Here is a 16,621-nt window from a genome sequence, read left to right as displayed (position 1 = left end):
GGTGTTTTCCTTTTCTGTGCTGTCGGTTGAGCGGTTCGCCGGGTCAGGCCCGGTCGGTGCGGGCCAGCTTCTTCGCCAGCACCGCCCCGATCTCGGCGAGCGGCTCGGGCCGCATCAGGTCGTTGTGGGAGACGGCGACGGCGTGGGTCTCCAGGCCGCCGTCGACGTGGTCCAGCCACCGGTCGGGGTCGCCGGCCGGGTCGACGGTCGCGGCGAACATCAGCGCGCCCGCGCGGCAGCGGCCGGTGAGCGCGGCCCCGTCGAGACGGAAGCTGTTGGCCATGACGCGCTGCAGGCGCCGCAGTTGCTCCTCGGTGAGGCCCGCCAGGTCGTTGCCCGTGGAGCGGACCGCGGCCATGACCGTCGGGATGTCGACGGGTCCGCCGAGCCGCTCGGGGTCGAGTCCGGCGGCGGACAGGACGCCGGTGAGGAACTCCCGCTCGGAGAACTCCGTCCCGGTGTCGGCCTCGGTGCTCGGGTAGGCGTCGAGCAGGGCGAGCAGCTCCACCTCCTGCCCGGCGGCCTCCAGTTGTACGGCCATGGCGTGCGCGATCCGGCCGCCGAGCGACCAGCCGAGCAGCCGGTAGGGGCCCTCGGGCTGGACGGTGCGGATCCGGGCCACGTAGTCGGCGGCCATCTCCTCCAGGGAGGTGGGCAGCGGGGCGTCGCCGTCGAGGCCGACGGCCTGGAGGCCGTGGATGCCGATGCCGGCGGGCAGGTGCTCGCCGAGCCCCGCGTACGGCCAGCTGAGGCCGCCGAGCGGGTGCACGCAGAACAGCGGGGCCTCCTCGCCGCCGGGGCGCAGCGTCAGCAGCGGGCCGGTGGGTCCGGCCGTGCCGTCCTGGCCGAGGCGGACGGCGAGGGCGGCCACCGTCGGCGCCTCGAAGATCGACACCACGGACATCTCCAGGCCCAGCCGGTCACGGACGCGGCTGATGAGCTTGGTGGCGAGCAGCGAGTGGCCGCCGAGCTCGAAGAAGTTGTCGTCGATGTCGACGCGGTCGTGGCCGAGGAGTTCGGCGAAGATCTCGCACAGCGCCGTCTCGGTCGCGTCGCGCGGGGCGCGACCGGGGCCGCGTTCGAGCCGCTGCGGCGCGGGCAGCGCCTTCTTGTCGACCTTGCCGTTCGGGGTGACCGGGACGGCGTCGATGACCGCGTAGTGCACGGGCACCATGTGGTCGGGCAGCAGCGCGGCGAGGTGGTCGCGCAGTTCCTCCGCCGCCACGGGGTCGGCCGGGTCGGCGGCGGTGACGTACGCGGCGAGCCGGGTGTCGCCCGACGGGTCGCGGTGGGCGGTGACGACGGCGCTGCCGACGCGGGCGTGCCGGGTGAGGGCGTGCTCGATCTCGCCCAGCTCGATGCGCTGACCGCGGATCTTCACCTGGTCGTCGGTGCGGCCGAGGAACTCGATGACGCCGTCGCGGGTGACGCGGGCGACGTCGCCGGTGCGGTACAGGCGCGCTCCGGGCGGGCCGAACGGGTCGGCGACGAACCGCTCGGCGGTCAGGTCCGGCCGGCCCAGGTAGCCGTGCGCCAACTGGACGCCGCCGAGGTACAGTTCGCCGCTGCTGCCGGGCGGGACCGGGGTGAGCGCGGCGTCCAGCACATGGGTGCGGGTGTTCCAGACGGGCCTGCCGATGGGGACGACGGGGTTGTCCGGGTCGGTGGCGCAGTCCCAGGCGGTGACGTCGACGGACGCCTCGGTCGGCCCGTACAGGTTGTGCAGTTCGGCGCCGAGCAGGGCCCGGAAACGGTCGCGCAGTCCGGCCGGCAGGGCCTCGCCGCTGCACAGCACGCGGCGCAGTCCGGTGCAGTGGGCGGCGCCCGGCTCGGCGAGGAACACCTCCAGCATGGACGGCACGAAGTGGACGGTGGTGATCCCGGCGTCCTGGACGAGCCGCGCCAGGTAGGCGGGGTCGCGGTGGCCGCCCGGGCGGGCGGAGACCTGGACGGCGCCGGTGATCAGCGGCCAGAAGAACTCCCAGACGGACACGTCGAATCCGGACGGGGTCTTCTGCAGCACGCGGTCGTCGGCGCCGAGGCCGTAGGCGTCCTGCATCCACAGCAGCCGGTTCACGATGCCCCGGTGGGGCACGACGACGCCCTTGGGGCGGCCGGTGGACCCGGACGTGTAGATCACGTACGCCGGCGACTCGGGCAGCGGGCCCGGCAGGGCGCGCACGGCGTCGGCCGTGACGTCCGCCAACTCGCGCTCGACGCCCAGGTCGTCGAGCACGACGAGGTTCCGGACGCCGCTTTCGGTGTCCTCGGGCAGGGTGTCGAGCGCGTCGACGGTGGTGAGGAGGACCGCCGGCCGGGCGTCGCCGAGGACGTAGGCGATCCGCTCCGCCGGGTAGTCGGTCTCCACCGGCAGGTAGGCGGCGCCCGCCTTGAGCGCGGCGAGCAGGGCCACGGTCAGGTCGGCGGAGCGCGGCACGGCGACCGCGACGACGTCACCGCGGCGCACGCCGCGGCCGGCGAGCAGCGCCGCCAGCCGGCCGGAGCGCTCGTCCAGTTCGGCGTAGGTCAGCTCGGCGTCCTCGGCCACGACCGCCGGACGGTCCGGGGTGCGCGCCACCTGGGCGGCGAACAGCCCGGCGAGGGTCTCCGGCGCGAAGCCGGACTCCGTCACCGGGGGCAGGTCGAGGACGCGGGCGGTGTCGTTCCAGCCGGCCACCAGCTGCTCGCGCTCGTCGTCGGCGAGGATGCCGATGCGGGTGAGCGGGGTCGCCGGCTCGGCGACACCGGTGGTGAGCAGGCGGGCGAGCCGTTCGCCGATGAGCCGGACGGTGTCCGCGTCGAACAGGTCGGCGCTGTACTCGATGGAGACGTCGATCCCGGCCGGGGCGCCGTCGAGGTCGGTCCGCTCGACGAAGTTGAAGCCGAGGTCGAACTTGGCCGCCGCGGTCTCGCCGTCGATGGGCCGGGCGGACAGGCCCGGCAGGTCCAGGGACGCCTCGGCGTTGTTCTGGAGGACGATCATCACCTGGAACAGCGGGTGACGCGCCAGCGACCGGGCCGGCTGGAGGGCGTGCACCAACTGCTCGAACGGCAGGTCCTGATGGGCGTACGCCGCCAGGTCGGTCACCCGCACCCGCTCGACCAGCTCACGCAGACCCGGATCCCCGGACACGTCGGTGCGCAGCACCAGCGTGTTCACGAAGAACCCGACCAGATCGTCCAGCGCCGCGTCCGTACGGCCCGCGATCGCCGTGCCCAGCGGGATGTCCGTCCCCGCCCCGAGGCGGGACAGCAGACCGGCGACACCGGCCTGGAGCACCATGAACAGGCTCGACCGCGTCGAGCGCGCGAGGCCCGCGAGCTCACGGTGCAGCCGGGCGTCCAGCTCCAGGGACACCATGCCGCCGCGGTACGACGCCACGGCGGGGCGCGCCCGGTCGGCCGGCAGGCTCAACTCGTCGGGCAGGCCCTCCAGTACGCCGCGCCAGTAGGCCAACTGCCGTGCGATGGGCGAGTTCTCGTCGTCCTCGCCGCCCAGCACGTCCCGCTGCCACAGCGCGAAGTCCGCGTACTGCACCGGCAGCGGCTCCCAGCCGGGGGTCGCGCCGTCGAGGCGGGCCCGGTAGGCGGCGGCCAGGTCGCGCGCGAGCGGGGCCTGCGACCAGCCGTCGCCCGCGATGTGGTGCATGACGACGCACAGCACGTGCTCGGTCTCGGAGACCCGGAACAGCGACGCCCGCACCGGCAGGTCGGTGGTGAGGTCGAAGCCCGTGGCCGCCGCCGACGCCAGGGCCGCCGCGAGCCCGTCCTCGGTCACGTCGGTGACCTCGACGGACACGGTGGCCTCGGCGGCCGGGACGACCCGCTGCCACGGCTCGCCGTCGGTCTCGGGGAACACGGTGCGCAGCGCCTCGTGCCGGGCGACGACGTCGCCCAGCGCGGCGCCGAGCGCGGCCACGTCCAGCGCGCCGGACAGGCGCACGGCCAGCGGGACGTTGTAGGTGCCGCTCGGGCCCTCCATCCGGTTCAGGAACCACAGCCTGCGCTGCGCGAAGGCGAGCGGCACCCGCTCCGGGCGGTCGGCCACCGCGCGGACCGGCGGCCGGCTGCCGTCGGAGGAGCCGACGACGCGCTCGGCGAGCGCCGCGACGGTCTGCGCGTCGAAGATGTCCCGGAAGGGCAGCTCGATGCCGAACGTCTTGCGGACGCGGCTGACCAGCCGGGTCGCGAGCAGCGAGTGGCCGCCCAGGTCGAAGAAGCTGTCGTCGATGCTGGTGACGGGCTTGCCGAGCAGGTCGGCGAAGAGTCCGCACAGGGTCTGCTCGATGTCGTTGCGCGGGGCGCGGCCGGCGGCCTCGTCCGGCTCGGGCAGCGCCGCGCGGTCGACGCGTCCGTCGGCGAGGCGCGGTACGGCGTCGAGCGTCACGCAGTGGGCGGGGATCGCGTGGTCCGGCAGGACGGTCGCGGCGTGCGCCCGCAGCGCCTCGGCGTCCACCGGGGCCGCCGGGTCGGCGGGGACGACGTGGGCCACGAGGACGGTCGCGCCGGTGGGGCCGGGACGGTCGGTCACGACGGCCTCGCCGACGGCGGGGTGTCCGGTCAGGACGGTCTCGATCTCGCCGGGTGCGACGGTCCGGCCGCCGACGGTGATCAGGTCGTCGGTGCGGCCGAGGAGTTCGATGACGCCGTCGCGGGTGACGCGGGCGAGGTCGCCGGTGCGGTACAGGCGCGCTCCGGGCGGGCCGTAGGGGTCGGCGACGAACCGCTCGGCGGTCAGGTCCGGCCTGCCCAGGTAGCCGGACGCCAGCGGTTCGCCGCCGACGTAGAGTTCGCCGGCGCTGCCGACGGGCAGCGGGGCGAGGCGGGCGTCGAGCACATGGGCGCGGGTGGCGCCGACCGGGCGGCCGGCGGGCGGGTACGCGGGGTCGGCCTCGGTGGTGCCGTTCCAGGCCAGGGCCGGGAACGACGCCTCCACCGGGCCGTGCAGGACGTGCAGTTCGGCGTCGGCCCTCAGCGCCCGGAAGCGGTCGCGCAGACCGGCGGGCAGGGGCTCGCCGCCGCACAGCACGCGGCGCAGGCCGGTGCACCGGGCGGCCTCCGGCTCGGCGAGGAACACCTCCAGCACGGACGGCGTGAGGTGGACGGTGGTCACGTCGGCGCGGTGCATCAGCCGGGCCAGGCCGACCGGGTCGCGGTGGCTGCCGGGCCCGGCGACGATCTGGGTGGCGCCGGCGACCAGCGGGGCGAACTGCTCCCATACGGCGGTGTCGAGGTCCTCGGGCGCCTTGTGCAGCACGCGGTCGTCGGCGCCGAGCCCGAAGGTGTCCCGCATCCACAGCAGCCGTTCGGTGACGGCCCGGTGGGAGACGACGACCGTGTCGGAGCCCGTGGTGCGGATCAGGTAGGCCGGCGCGTCCGGCAGCGCCGCGTCGGCGGTGGCGGCGGCCGGGAGGTCGGCGGCCTGGTCGTCGACCAGCACCGTCTCGGCCGTCGCGGGCAGGCCCTTGGCGGCCTCGCGCGTGGTGAGGACGGCCACGGGGCCGGTCTCGGCCAGGGCGCGGGCGATGCGGTCGGCCGGATCGTCCGGCGCGAGGGGCAGGCAGACCGCGCCGGCCCGCAGCACCGCGAGGTGCGCGACGGTGAGCGCGGCGGAGCGCGGCACGGCGACCGCGACGACGTCACCGCGGCGCACGCCGCGGCCGGCGAGCCGCGCGGCCAGCCGGCCGGAGCGCTCGTCGAGTTCGGCGTAGGTCAGCTCGGCGTCCTCGGCCACGACCGCCGGACGGTCCGGGGTGCGGGCCGCCTGTGCCGCGACCAACGCGCCGACGGTGGCGTGCCGGTGGGGTGCGTCGGCCTGCTCGGTGGTGTCGCGGCCGGGCAGCAGCTGCTGCCACTCGCGCGGTTCGAGCAGGTCGAGGCCGCTCAGCGGCATGGCGGGGTCCGCGACGGCCAGGGACAGCATGCGCACCAGGCGCCGGGCGAGGACGGCGACGGTGTCCTCGTCGAAGAGGTCGGCGCTGTACTCGACGGTCACCTCGACGCCGGCGGGCGCGCCCGTCGCGTCCTTGCGCTCGATGAAGTTGAAGCCGAGGTCGAACTTGGCGGCGCCGATCTCGCCGTCGATGGGCCGGGCGGACAGGCCCGGCAGGTCGAGCGAGGCCTCGGCGTTGTTCTGGAGGACGATCATCACCTGGAACAGCGGGTGACGCGCCAGCGACCGCGTCGGCTGGAGGGCGTGCACCAACTGCTCGAACGGCAGGTCCTGGTGGGCGTAGGCGGCGAGGTCCGTCACGCGGACCCGCTCCACCAACTCACGCAGACCCGGGTCACCCGAGACGTCCGTGCGCAGCACCAGCGTGTTCACGAAGAACCCGACCAGATCGTCCAGCGCCTGGTCCGTACGGCCCGCGATCGCCGTGCCCAGCGGGATGTCCGTACCCGCCCCGAGCCGGGACAGCAGACCCGCCACACCGGCCTGGAGCACCATGAACAGGCTCGACCGCGTCGAGCGCGCGAGGCCGACGAGGTCCCGGTGCAGGCGGGCGCCGAGTTCGACCGTGACGAGTCCGCCGCGGTAGGAGGCGACGTCGGGGCGCACGCGGTCGACGGGGAGGGTCAACTCGTCCGGCAGGCCGTCCAGTACGTCGCGCCAGTACGCCAACTGCCCGGCGATGGGCGAGTTCTCGTCGTCCTCGCCGCCCAGCACATTCCGCTGCCACAGCGCGAAGTCCGCGTACTGCACCGGCAGCGGCTCCCACTCGGGAGCGGCGCCGGCCACCCGGGCCCGGTAGGCCACGCCCAGGTCGCGCGCCAGCGGGGCCTGCGACCAGCCGTCACCGGCGATGTGGTGCACCACGACGCACAGCACGTGCTCGGCGTCGGACACGCGGAACAGCCACGCCCGCACGGGAAGGTCGACGGCGAGGTCGAAGCCCGTGGACGCGGCCGACGCCAGGGCGCCCTCCAGGGCGTCCTCGGTGACCTCCACGACGCGGAAGGACAGCGTGACGTCCGAGGCAGGGACGATCCGCTGCCAGGGCTCGCCGTCCACGTCCGGGAACACCGTCCGCAGGGACTCGTGCCGGCCCACCACGTCGGCCAGCGCCGACTCCAGCGCGGGGACGTCGAGGGTGCCCGAGAGGCGCACCGCGAGCGGGATGTTGTAGGTGCCGCTCGGTCCCTCCATCCGGTTCAGGAACCACAGCCTGCGCTGCGCGAACGACAGCGGCACCCGCTCCGGGCGGTCCGCCGGGACCACCGGCGGACGGCCGCCGGTCGAGGAGTCCACGACGCGCTCCGCGAGCGCGGCCACGGTCTGCGCGTCGAACAGGGCGCGGACCGGCAGTTCGATCTCGAAGACGTTGCGGACGCGGCTGACCAGGCGGGTCGCGAGCAGCGAATGGCCGCCCAGGTCGAAGAAGTTGTCGTCGATGGAGACCGAGGGCACGCCGAGGGCCTCGGCGAAGAGGCCGCAGAGCACCTCCTCGTGCGGGGTGCGCGGGGCGCGGCCCTCGCCGGAGACGACGGTCAGGTCGGAGACCGAGCCTCCGCCGGTGGTCTCCCGCGCGGGGCGGGCGACGGTCCAGCCGTCGGGCAGGGCGATCGACGCGAGGGTGTCGGCCACGGGCCGGGAGTCGTCGGCGGCGACGGTCCCCAGCAGGTGCTGGAGGCCGGCCAGGAGGGCGCCCGCGGTGTCCTCGGTGAACAGGCCGCCCTGGTGGCCGAGGCGCAGCTGGATGCGCTCGCCGGGGACGACGATCAGGGTCAGCGGGTAGTGCGTGGCGTCGTCGCCACTGACGCCAGTGACGGTGAGGTCGCCGATGGAGGACTGGAGGGAGTCCGCGTCGACGGGGTAGCTCTCGAAGGCGACGAGGCTGTCGAAGAGGCGGCCGTGTCCGGCGGCGCGCTGCACCTCGGTGAGGCCGACGTAGTGGTGGTCGAGGAGCGCGGACTGTTCGTCCTGGATCCGCAGCAGCAGGTCGCGCAGGGACTCGCCGGCACCGGTCCGGACGCGGACCGGGACGGTGTTGATGAACAGGCCGACCATGGTCTCGACGCCGTCGATCTCGGGCGGGCGGCCGGAGACGGTCGCGCCGAAGACGACGTCCTCCCTGCCGGTGAGCCGGGACAGCAGCAGGCCCCAGGCCGTCTGGACCATGGTGTTGACGGTGATGCCGAGCCGGCGGGCGAGCGCGGCGAGGCGGGCGCTGGTGTCGGCGGGCAGGTCGAGGGTGATCCGGCCGGGCAGCGCGTCGACGCTGTCGTCGGCGTCGGGCGCGACGAGGGTGGCGCCGCCGAGCCCGTCGAGGGCCGCGCGCCAGGCGTCGAGGCTCGCCTGCTTGTCCTGCTTGCGCAGCCAGGCGAGGTACAGCTTGAAGGGCGTGGCGGGCGGCAGCGCGGAGGTGTCGCCGCGCGAGGCGTACAGGGTGAACAGTTCGCCGAGGACGATGGGCATGGACCAGCCGTCGAGCAGGATGTGGTGGCAGGCGAACATCAGCCGCCAGCCGCGCTCGGCGAGCCGCACCACGGTGAACCGCAGCAGCGGCGGGTTCGTCAGGTCGAACCGTACGGTCCGCTCCCCCGCGTCCAGTTCGGCGAGCCGCGCCGCCCGCTCCGCCTCGCCGAGGCCGGACAGGTCGTGCACGACGACGGGGGTGTCGAACTCGCGCGGGACGACCTGGACGGGCCGGCTCAGGTTCTCCGAGAGGAACCCGGCCCGCAGGTTGCCGCGGCGCACCAGCAGCGCGCGCACGGCGTCGCGGAACACGTCCACGTCGAAGGGGCCCTCGAAGTCGATGGCCAGCCGCACGGTGTAGACGTCCAGGGCGTCCCGGTCGTAGGTCGCGTGGAAGAGCATCCCTTCCTGCAGCGGTGCCAGGGGAAGGATGTCCTCGAAGAGTTCGTTGCTGGTCACTGGGTCTTCCTCCACTCTGTTTCCAGCACCCCGAGGTCGTCGAGTTCGAGGTCGATCAGTGACAGGTCCGAGGGGGTGAGCCCGGTGGGCTGTTCCTCGGCCGCGTGGTCCGCGAGGGCCGTGAGCGCGCGGAACCAGCCGTCGGCGAGCCGCCGCAGCTCGTCCGCCGCCAGCAGGCGCTTCGGCCAGGTCCAGTTGGCGACCAGGCGGGGTCCGTCGGCGCCGTCCTCGACGACGACGTTGAGGGAGACCGCGTGCGGTGCGGGCATCTCCGGGTCGCCGCCGCCCAGTTCGCGCAGCACCTCGCCGTCGGCCGACATGGTCCAGTCGTCGGAGGCGGCGGATTCGTCCGCGACCGCCGTCCGGCCCAGGTAGTTGAAGCCGAACTGGGGCGAGGGGTACGCGGCGAGTTCGTCGCGGGTGCGCGGGTTGAGGTGGCGCAGGAGGCCGAAGCCGATGCCCTCGTCGGGCATCTCGCGCAGCGTCTCCTTGACCCGGGAGAGGGCCTTGTGCAGCGCGGCGGAGTCGGTGAAGACGCCGCCCCACGACACGGGGCCGAGGTCGAGGCGCACCGGGGCGAGGCTGGTGAACCAGCCGACGGTGCGGGACACGTCGAGGTCGTGGCCGGGCGGGATCTGCCGGCCGTGCCGCTCGACGTCGACCAGGACGGAGGTGCCGGCGCCCAGTCCGCGCCGCCTGCGCCAGTCGGCGACGGCCAGGGCGAACGCGGTGAGGAACACGTCCTCCACGCCGCAGCGGGCGGCGGCGGGCACCGCGGTCAGCAGCCGCTCGGTGACGTGCTCGGGCAGGGTCACGGCGAGGGCTTCCTGGGTGCCCATGGTGTCGGTGGCGGGGTCGCGGGGCTGGTCGGTCACCAGCACGTCCTCGTCCCGCAGTTGCTCGGTCCACCAGGCGACCTGGGCGGCGCGGGCGGGCTGCGCGGCGAGTTCGCCGAGCCACTGCGCCCAGCGGCGCCACGCCGTGCCGACCGGTTCCAGCGCGGCGGGGGCGCCGGACGCGGCGGCCCGCCAGGCGGCGGCCAGGTCGGGCACGAGGATCCGCCAGGACACCCCGTCGACGACCAGGTGGTGGGCGACGAGCAGCAGCCTGCCGGGGGCGTCCGGTCCGGCGTCGAACCAGACGACGCGCAGCATCGCGCCGTCCGTCGGCGACAGCCGGGCGACCGCGTCCTCGGCGTGCTCGCCGATCGCGGCGCGCAGTTCGTCCGGTCCGGCGCCGGTCACGTCGACGCGGGTGACGCGGTCGGCGGCGGCCACGGCGCCGCGCGGCTGCACCTCGTACGACCAGGTGCTGTCGGTGTCGGTCAGGCGCAGCCGCAGCGCGTCGTGGTGGTCGAGCACGGTCTGCACGGCGCCGGTCAGCGGTTCGAGGCCGAGTCCGGCGGGCACCCGCAGCAGCACCGACTGGTGGAACCGCTCGGTGCGGCCGCCGAGTTCGCGCAGCCAGTGCGTCATCGGCGTGAGCGGCACCTCGCCGATGCCGGCGTCGGGGTCCTGCTCGGGCAGGTCGGCGACGCTGCGGGCGACGGCCGCGAGTCCGGCGACCGTCTTGTGCTCGAACACGTCGCGCGGGGTGATGACCAGGCCGCTCTTGCGGACCTGGCCGACCAGCTTGATGGAGACGATGCTGTCGCCGCCGAGTTCGAAGAAGCCCGCGTCGACGCCGACCTCGGGCAGCCCGAGGACCTCGCAGAACGCGTCGGCGATGACCTTCTCGGCGTCGGTCGCCGCCGCCCGGCCGCTGTCGGAGCCGTCGAACTCCGGTGCGGGCAGCGCGGCGACGTCGAGCTTGCCGTTGACGGTGAGCGGCAGGGCGTCCAGGACGACGAACGCCTGCGGGACCATGTACTCCGGCAGCCGCTCGGCCGCGTGGGCGCGCACGGCGTCGGGGTCGCAGCCGGTGCCGTCGCCGGGCACGAGGTAGGCGACGAGGCGGCGCACGCCGTTGTCCTCGCGGACGACGACCGCTGCGGACTCCACTCCGGCGCCGGCCGCCACGACCGTCTCGATCTCGCCGAGTTCGATGCGGAAGCCGCGCAGCTTGACCTGGTTGTCGCGGCGGCCGACGAACTCCAGGGCGCCGTCGGCGCGGCGGCGCACCACGTCGCCGGTGCGGTACAGGCGGGCGCCGGGCTCGCCGAACGGGTCGGCGACGAACCGCTCCGCGCTCAGTCCGGGCCGGCCCAGGTAGCCGCGGGCGAGACCGACACCGGCGACGTACAGCTCGCCGGCCACGCCGATCGGGCACGGGTTCAGCGCGCCGTCCAGGACGTGGACGCGGGTGTTGGCGATGGGCCCGCCGATGGGCGGGGTGACCGTGCCGTCCACCGGTGCGGACGCCGTGGCGCACACCGTGGTCTCGGTGGGGCCGTAGGCGTTGATGACGCGGCGGCCGGGCGCCCAGCGGGCGGCCAGCTCGCGGGGGCAGGCCTCGCCGGCGAGGACGAGGGTGAGGCCGGTCGGCGCGGTGTCCGGGTCGGCGCCGGACAGGGCCGTCGGCGTGAGGGTGGCGTGGGTGATCCGCTCGTCGCGCAGGAAGGCGGTGAGCGCGTCGCCGAGGACCGGGCCGTCGGCCGGGGTGAGCACGAGCGCGGCGCCGTTGAGCAGCGCCATGACCGTCTCCCAGGCGGCGGCGTCGAAGCTGGGCGCGGCGAACTGCCCGACCCGGGCGTGCTCGGTCACGCCGAGGTACTCCGCCTGCCAGGCGGCCAGGCTGCCCAGGCCCCGGTGGCCGACGACGACGCCCTTGGGGCGGCCCGTGGACCCGGACGTGTAGATCACGTAGGCCGGGTGGTCGACGGACAGCGGGGCGCGCCGGTCCGCGTCGGTGACCTCGGCGCCCGACAGCCCGGCCAGGGCCTCGGCGACGGCGGGGCTGTCCAGGAACAGCGGTTCGGCGACCTCCTCCGGCAGCCGGTCGGCGAGGCCGGTGAGGGTGACGACGAGGACCGGGTCGCTGTCGTGGAGCATGTAGTCGATGCGGTCGGCCGGGTGGTTCGGGTCGACCGGCACGTACGCGGCGCCCGCGGTCATCACCGCGAGCAGGGCGGTGGTGAGTTCCACCGACCGCGGCAGGACCAGCGCGACGCGGTCCTCGGGTCCGGCGCCGCGCTCGACGAGCAGCCGGGCGAGCCGGTTGGCCCGGTCGGCGAGGCCGGCGTAGTCGACGCGTCCGCCGCCGCCGACGACGGCGGGCCGGTCCGCGTGGGCGGCGGCGCGCTCGGCGAACAGCTCGGGGACGGTGCCGGCGGGCACCGGGCGGGCGGTGTCGTTCCAGCCGGTCAGCAACTGCTCGCGCTGCGCCGGGGGCAGGATCTCCAGGGCGCGCACCGGGCGGGTCGGGTCGGCGACGGCGGCCCGCAGCAGCGTCACCAGGTGCTCGGCGATGCGCTCGGCGCTGCTCCGGTCGAACAGGTCGGTGCTGTAGTTGAGCAGGCCGGAGATGCCGCCGCCGCTGTTCTCGACGAGGGTGAGCTCCAGGTCCACCTTGGACACCGGCAGCAGCATCTCGTGCGGGGTGACCCGCAGGCCGGGCAGCTCGACCTCGCGCAGGTCGTTGTTCTGGTAGGCGAGCAGCACCTGGAACAGCGGGTTGTGCGACAGCGAGCGGTCGGCGCCGACGAGGTCGACGAGCCGCTCGAACGGCAGGTCCTGGTGGGCGTAGGCGCCCAGCGCGGTGGCGCGGGCCCGGCGCAGGAGTTCGACGAAGCTGGGGTCGCCGGAGACGTCGGTGCGCAGCACCAGCGTGTTGACGAAGAAGCCGATCAGGTCGTCGGCCGCGGCGTCGGTCCGGCCGGCGACGGGGGTGCCGATCGGGATGTCGTGGCCGGCGCCCAGCCGGGACAGCAGGGCGGCGAGAGCGGCCTGGAACACCATGAAGGGCGTGGTGTCGGTCTTCGCGGCGAGCGCCCGCAGGCTCTCGTGGAGCGCGGGGTCGAGGGTCACCGGGACGGCGCCGCCGTCGTGGCCGGCGACGGCGGGCCGGGGCCGGTCGGTGGGCAGTTCGAGCTCCTGCGGGGAGCCGTCGAGCTGCTCCTTCCAGTACGCCAGCTGCGCGGCGGCCGGGCTGGTGTCGTCCTGTTCGTCGCCGAGGAGGTCGCGCTGCCACAGCGTGTAGTCGGCGTACTGGACGGGCAGCGGGCGCCAGTCGGGGGCGGTCCCGGCGAGGCGGGCGCGGTAGGCGGCGGACAGGTCGCGGACCAGCGGGGCCTGGGACCAGCCGTCGCCGGCGATGTGGTGGACGACGACGCACAGCACGTGCTCGCCGGCGGCGACGCGGAACAGCCAGGCCCGCACGGGCAGGTCGACGGCGAGGTCGAAGCCCGCCGTGCCGGCCGCGTGCAGGGCGGCGGACAGTCCGGCGCGGGCGACGTCGGACACCTCGATGTCGACGACGGCCCGCTCGGCGGGGACGACCTGCTGCCAGGGCTCGCCGTCCACGTCCGGGAAGACGGTGCGCAGCGCCTCGTGGCGGCCGACGACGTCGTTGAACGCGGCGGTCAGCGCGGCGACGTCCAGGGCGCCGGACAGCCGGACGGCGAACGGGATGTTGTAGGTGGCGCTGGGGCCCTCCATGCGGTTGAGGAACCACAGCCTGCGCTGCGCGAAGGACAGCGGCACCCGCTCCGGGCGGTCGGCCGGGCGCAGCGCGGGACGCGCGGCCGCCGGGGAGTCGGTGAGCCGGGCCGCGAGCGCGGCGACGGTCGGCTCCTCGAAGACGCGGCGGATGGGCAGTTCGACGCCGAGCACGGCGCGGACCCGGCTGACGAGCCGGGTGGCGAGCAGGGAGTGGCCGCCCAGTTCGAAGAAGTTGTCGTGCGCGGACACCGATTCGAGGCCGAGGACCTCGGCGAACAGTCCGGCGAGCAGCTCCTCGTGCGGGGTGCGCGGCTCGCGGCTCTCCTCCGCGGTGTGCTCGGGCGCGGGCAGGGCCTTGACGTCGAGCTTGCCGTTGGTGGTCAGCGGCAGCGCGTCCAGGGCGACGATCGGCCGCGGCACCATGTAGTCGGGCAGCCGCTCGGCGGCCCAGGCGCGCAGGTCCTCGGTGTCCAGGCGGGCGCCCGCGGCGGGCACGGCGTAGCCGACGAGGTGCCGGACGCCGGGGCGGTCCTCGCGGACGACGACGGCGATCTGGCCGACGGCGTCGTGGCCGGCGAGGACGGCCTCGATCTCGCCGAGTTCGATGCGGAAGCCGCGCAGCTTGACCTGGTTGTCGCGGCGGCCGACGAACTCCAGCAGGCCGTCCGGGCGCCAGCGCACGACGTCGCCGGTGCGGTACAGGCGGGCGCCGGGCTCGCCGTAGGGGTCGGCGACGAAGCGTTCGGCGGTCAGGTCGGCGCGGCCGACGTAGCCGCGGGCGAGGCCGACGCCGGCGACGTACAGCTCGCCCGCGACGCCGACCGGGCAGAGCCGCAGTTCGCTGTCGAGGACGAGGACGCGCTTGCCGTCGAGCGGACGGCCGATCGGGACCGGCTCCGGGACCGGCCGGCCGGCGGGCAGGTCGTGCGCGGCGGCCATGACGGTGACCTCGGTCGGCCCGTAGGCGTTGACGACCGTGAGGTCGGGGCAGGCGTCGAGGACCTGGCGTGCCGCGGCGGCGGGCAGGGCCTCGCCGCCGGTCCACACCTCGCGGAGCGGCCGGAACGTCTCGGGCGCCTCGGCGGCGATGAGCCGGAACAGGCCGGTGGTGAACAGGGTGGCGGTGATGCGGTCCTCGGCGAGGACGCGGCCGATGGTGGCGATGTCCAGGTCGCCGGGCGGGCCGACGACGAGCGTCCCGCCGTTCAGCAGCGGGATCCACATCTGGTACGTGGAGGCGTCGAAGGCGTGCGCCGACTGGAGCAGCACCCGCTCCTGGGCGCCGTTCGCGAACCGGCTGTCGGCGGCGAGGTCGGCGATGCCGCGGTGGGTGACGGCGACGCCCTTGGGCCGGCCGGTGGAGCCGGAGGTGTACATGATGTACGCGACGCGGTCGGCGCCGGGCGGCATCGGCACGCCGCCCTCGGGCAGCGGGTGGGTCTCCGGCAGGTCGCCCTGCTCCAGGACCAGCCGCACGCCGCTGTCGCCGAGGACGTGGTCGCGCCGGGCCTCGGGCCAGCGGTGGTCGACGGGCACGTAGACGGCGCCCGCGCGGATCACGCCGAGCACGGCGAGGACGTACTCGGCGGAGCGGTCCATCGAGATGCCGACGGGTTCCTCGGGGCGCACCCCGTGCTCGTCGCGCAGCCAGGCGGCGACGCGCTCGACGCGGTCGGCGAGTTCGGCGTAGGTGAGCGTCAGGTCGCCGCAGACCAGCGCCTCGTGGTCCGGGGTCTCGGCGGCGCGCCGCGCGAGGAGTTCCGGCAGGGTGTGCGCGGCGCCGGGGGTGGGGCGGGGGCTCCACTCGTCGAGGAGCCGGGTCCGCTCGGCCGCGTCGAGGACGTCGACCTCGCCCGCGCCGGCCTCCGGGTCGGCGACGAACGACTCCAGGATGACGGAGAGCTGGCGGCTGAAGGCCTCGATGCGGGTGCGGTCGAAGGCGTCGGCGCGGTAGGTGAAGCGGAGTTCGAGCTCCGAGCCGGGGATGACCATGAGGGCGAGCGGGTAGTGCGCGCCGTCGGTGGAGAAGACCCCGGCGACGGTCAGTCCGCCGGGGAGGGTGAGGGCCTCCGGGTCGACGGGGAAGTTCTCCAGCACCGTGAGGGTGTCGAAGAGGTCGCCGTGGCCGGCGGCCCGCTGGATCTCGGCGAGGCCCAGGAACTGGTGGGCCATCAGCCGGCTCTGCTCCTCCTGGAGCCGGCGGCACAGCGCGAGCAGCGTCTCGCCGCGCTCGACGCGGACGCGCACCGGCACGGTGTTGAGGAACAGGCCGACCATGGTGTGCACGCCGGGGATCTCCGGCGGGCGGCCGGCGAGCGTCATGCCGAAGGTGACGTCCGTGCGGTCGGTGAGCCGGCCGAGCAGCAGGCCCCAGGCGGCCTGCACCACGCTGTTGAGGGTGAGGCCGAGTTCGCGGACGCGCCGCGTCAGGCGGTCGGTGGTCTCGGCGGGCAGGTGGACGCTGACCTTGCTGGGCAGCACCGACGCGGACCGGTCGTCGGGCATGGCGGCCAGCATCGTCGGCCCGTCGAGGCCGTCGAGCGCGGAGCGCCAGGCCGCGACGGCGGCGCCCCGGTCCCGCTTGGCGAGCCACGCCAGGTGGTAGCGGTACGGCGTGACCGGGGGCAGCGCGGCGGGGTCGCCGCCCGCCGCGTACAGCTCGAACAGCTCGCGCACCAGGACCGGCGCCGACCAGCCGTCCAGCAGGATGTGGTGGTTGGTCAGCAGCAGCCGGTGCCGGGCGGGCGCGGTGCGGACGACGGTGAACCGCAGCAGGGGCGGCTTGCGCATGTCGAAGCGCGCGGCCCGGTCCCGTTCGGTGACCTCGGTGAGCGCCGCGTCCCGCTCCTCGTCGGGCAGGCCGGTCAGGTCGACCTCCCGCCAGGGCAGTTCGACGGAGGGCGGGATGAACTGCAGGGGGCGTGCGCCCTCGTCGCGGAAGCCCGCGCGCAGGTTGCCGTGCCGGTCCAGCAGGGCGCGGGCGGCGGCGTGCAGCGCGGGGACGTCCAGCGGGCCGTCGATGTCCATGCCGAGCTGCATGACATAGACGTCGGGGCCGTCCTGGTCGTCGTACTGGGCGTGGAAGAGCAGGCCTTCCTGCAGCGGGGTGAGCGGCAGCACTTCCGGCGACGGTGGCTTGGTGCTCATT

The 16,621-nt window shown here is 75.0% G+C and carries 2 protein-coding genes; both read right to left on the bottom strand.

Annotation, left to right across the window (positions count from 1 at the left end):
• Nucleotides 1-43 precede the first annotated feature (43 nt).
• The gene (locus ACZ7D7_RS24950; RefSeq protein WP_470827082.1) at nucleotides 44-8,875 is read right to left on the bottom strand and encodes an amino acid adenylation domain-containing protein; all 8,832 of its coding nucleotides are present in this window, start codon (nucleotides 8,873-8,875) and stop codon (nucleotides 44-46) included.
• Entirely contained in the window at nucleotides 8,872-16,620 is a 7,749-nt protein-coding gene (locus ACZ7D7_RS24945; RefSeq protein WP_470827081.1) for an amino acid adenylation domain-containing protein, read from the bottom strand. The genes ACZ7D7_RS24950 and ACZ7D7_RS24945 overlap by 4 nt, the downstream gene beginning before the upstream one ends.
• Nucleotide 16,621: the final 1 nt, after the last annotated feature.

Source organism: Streptomyces sp. NPDC037054 (assembly GCF_055606745.1).
Note: the sequence above shows the minus strand (reverse complement) of the source record. Positions and strands in the feature narration are given on the sequence as shown.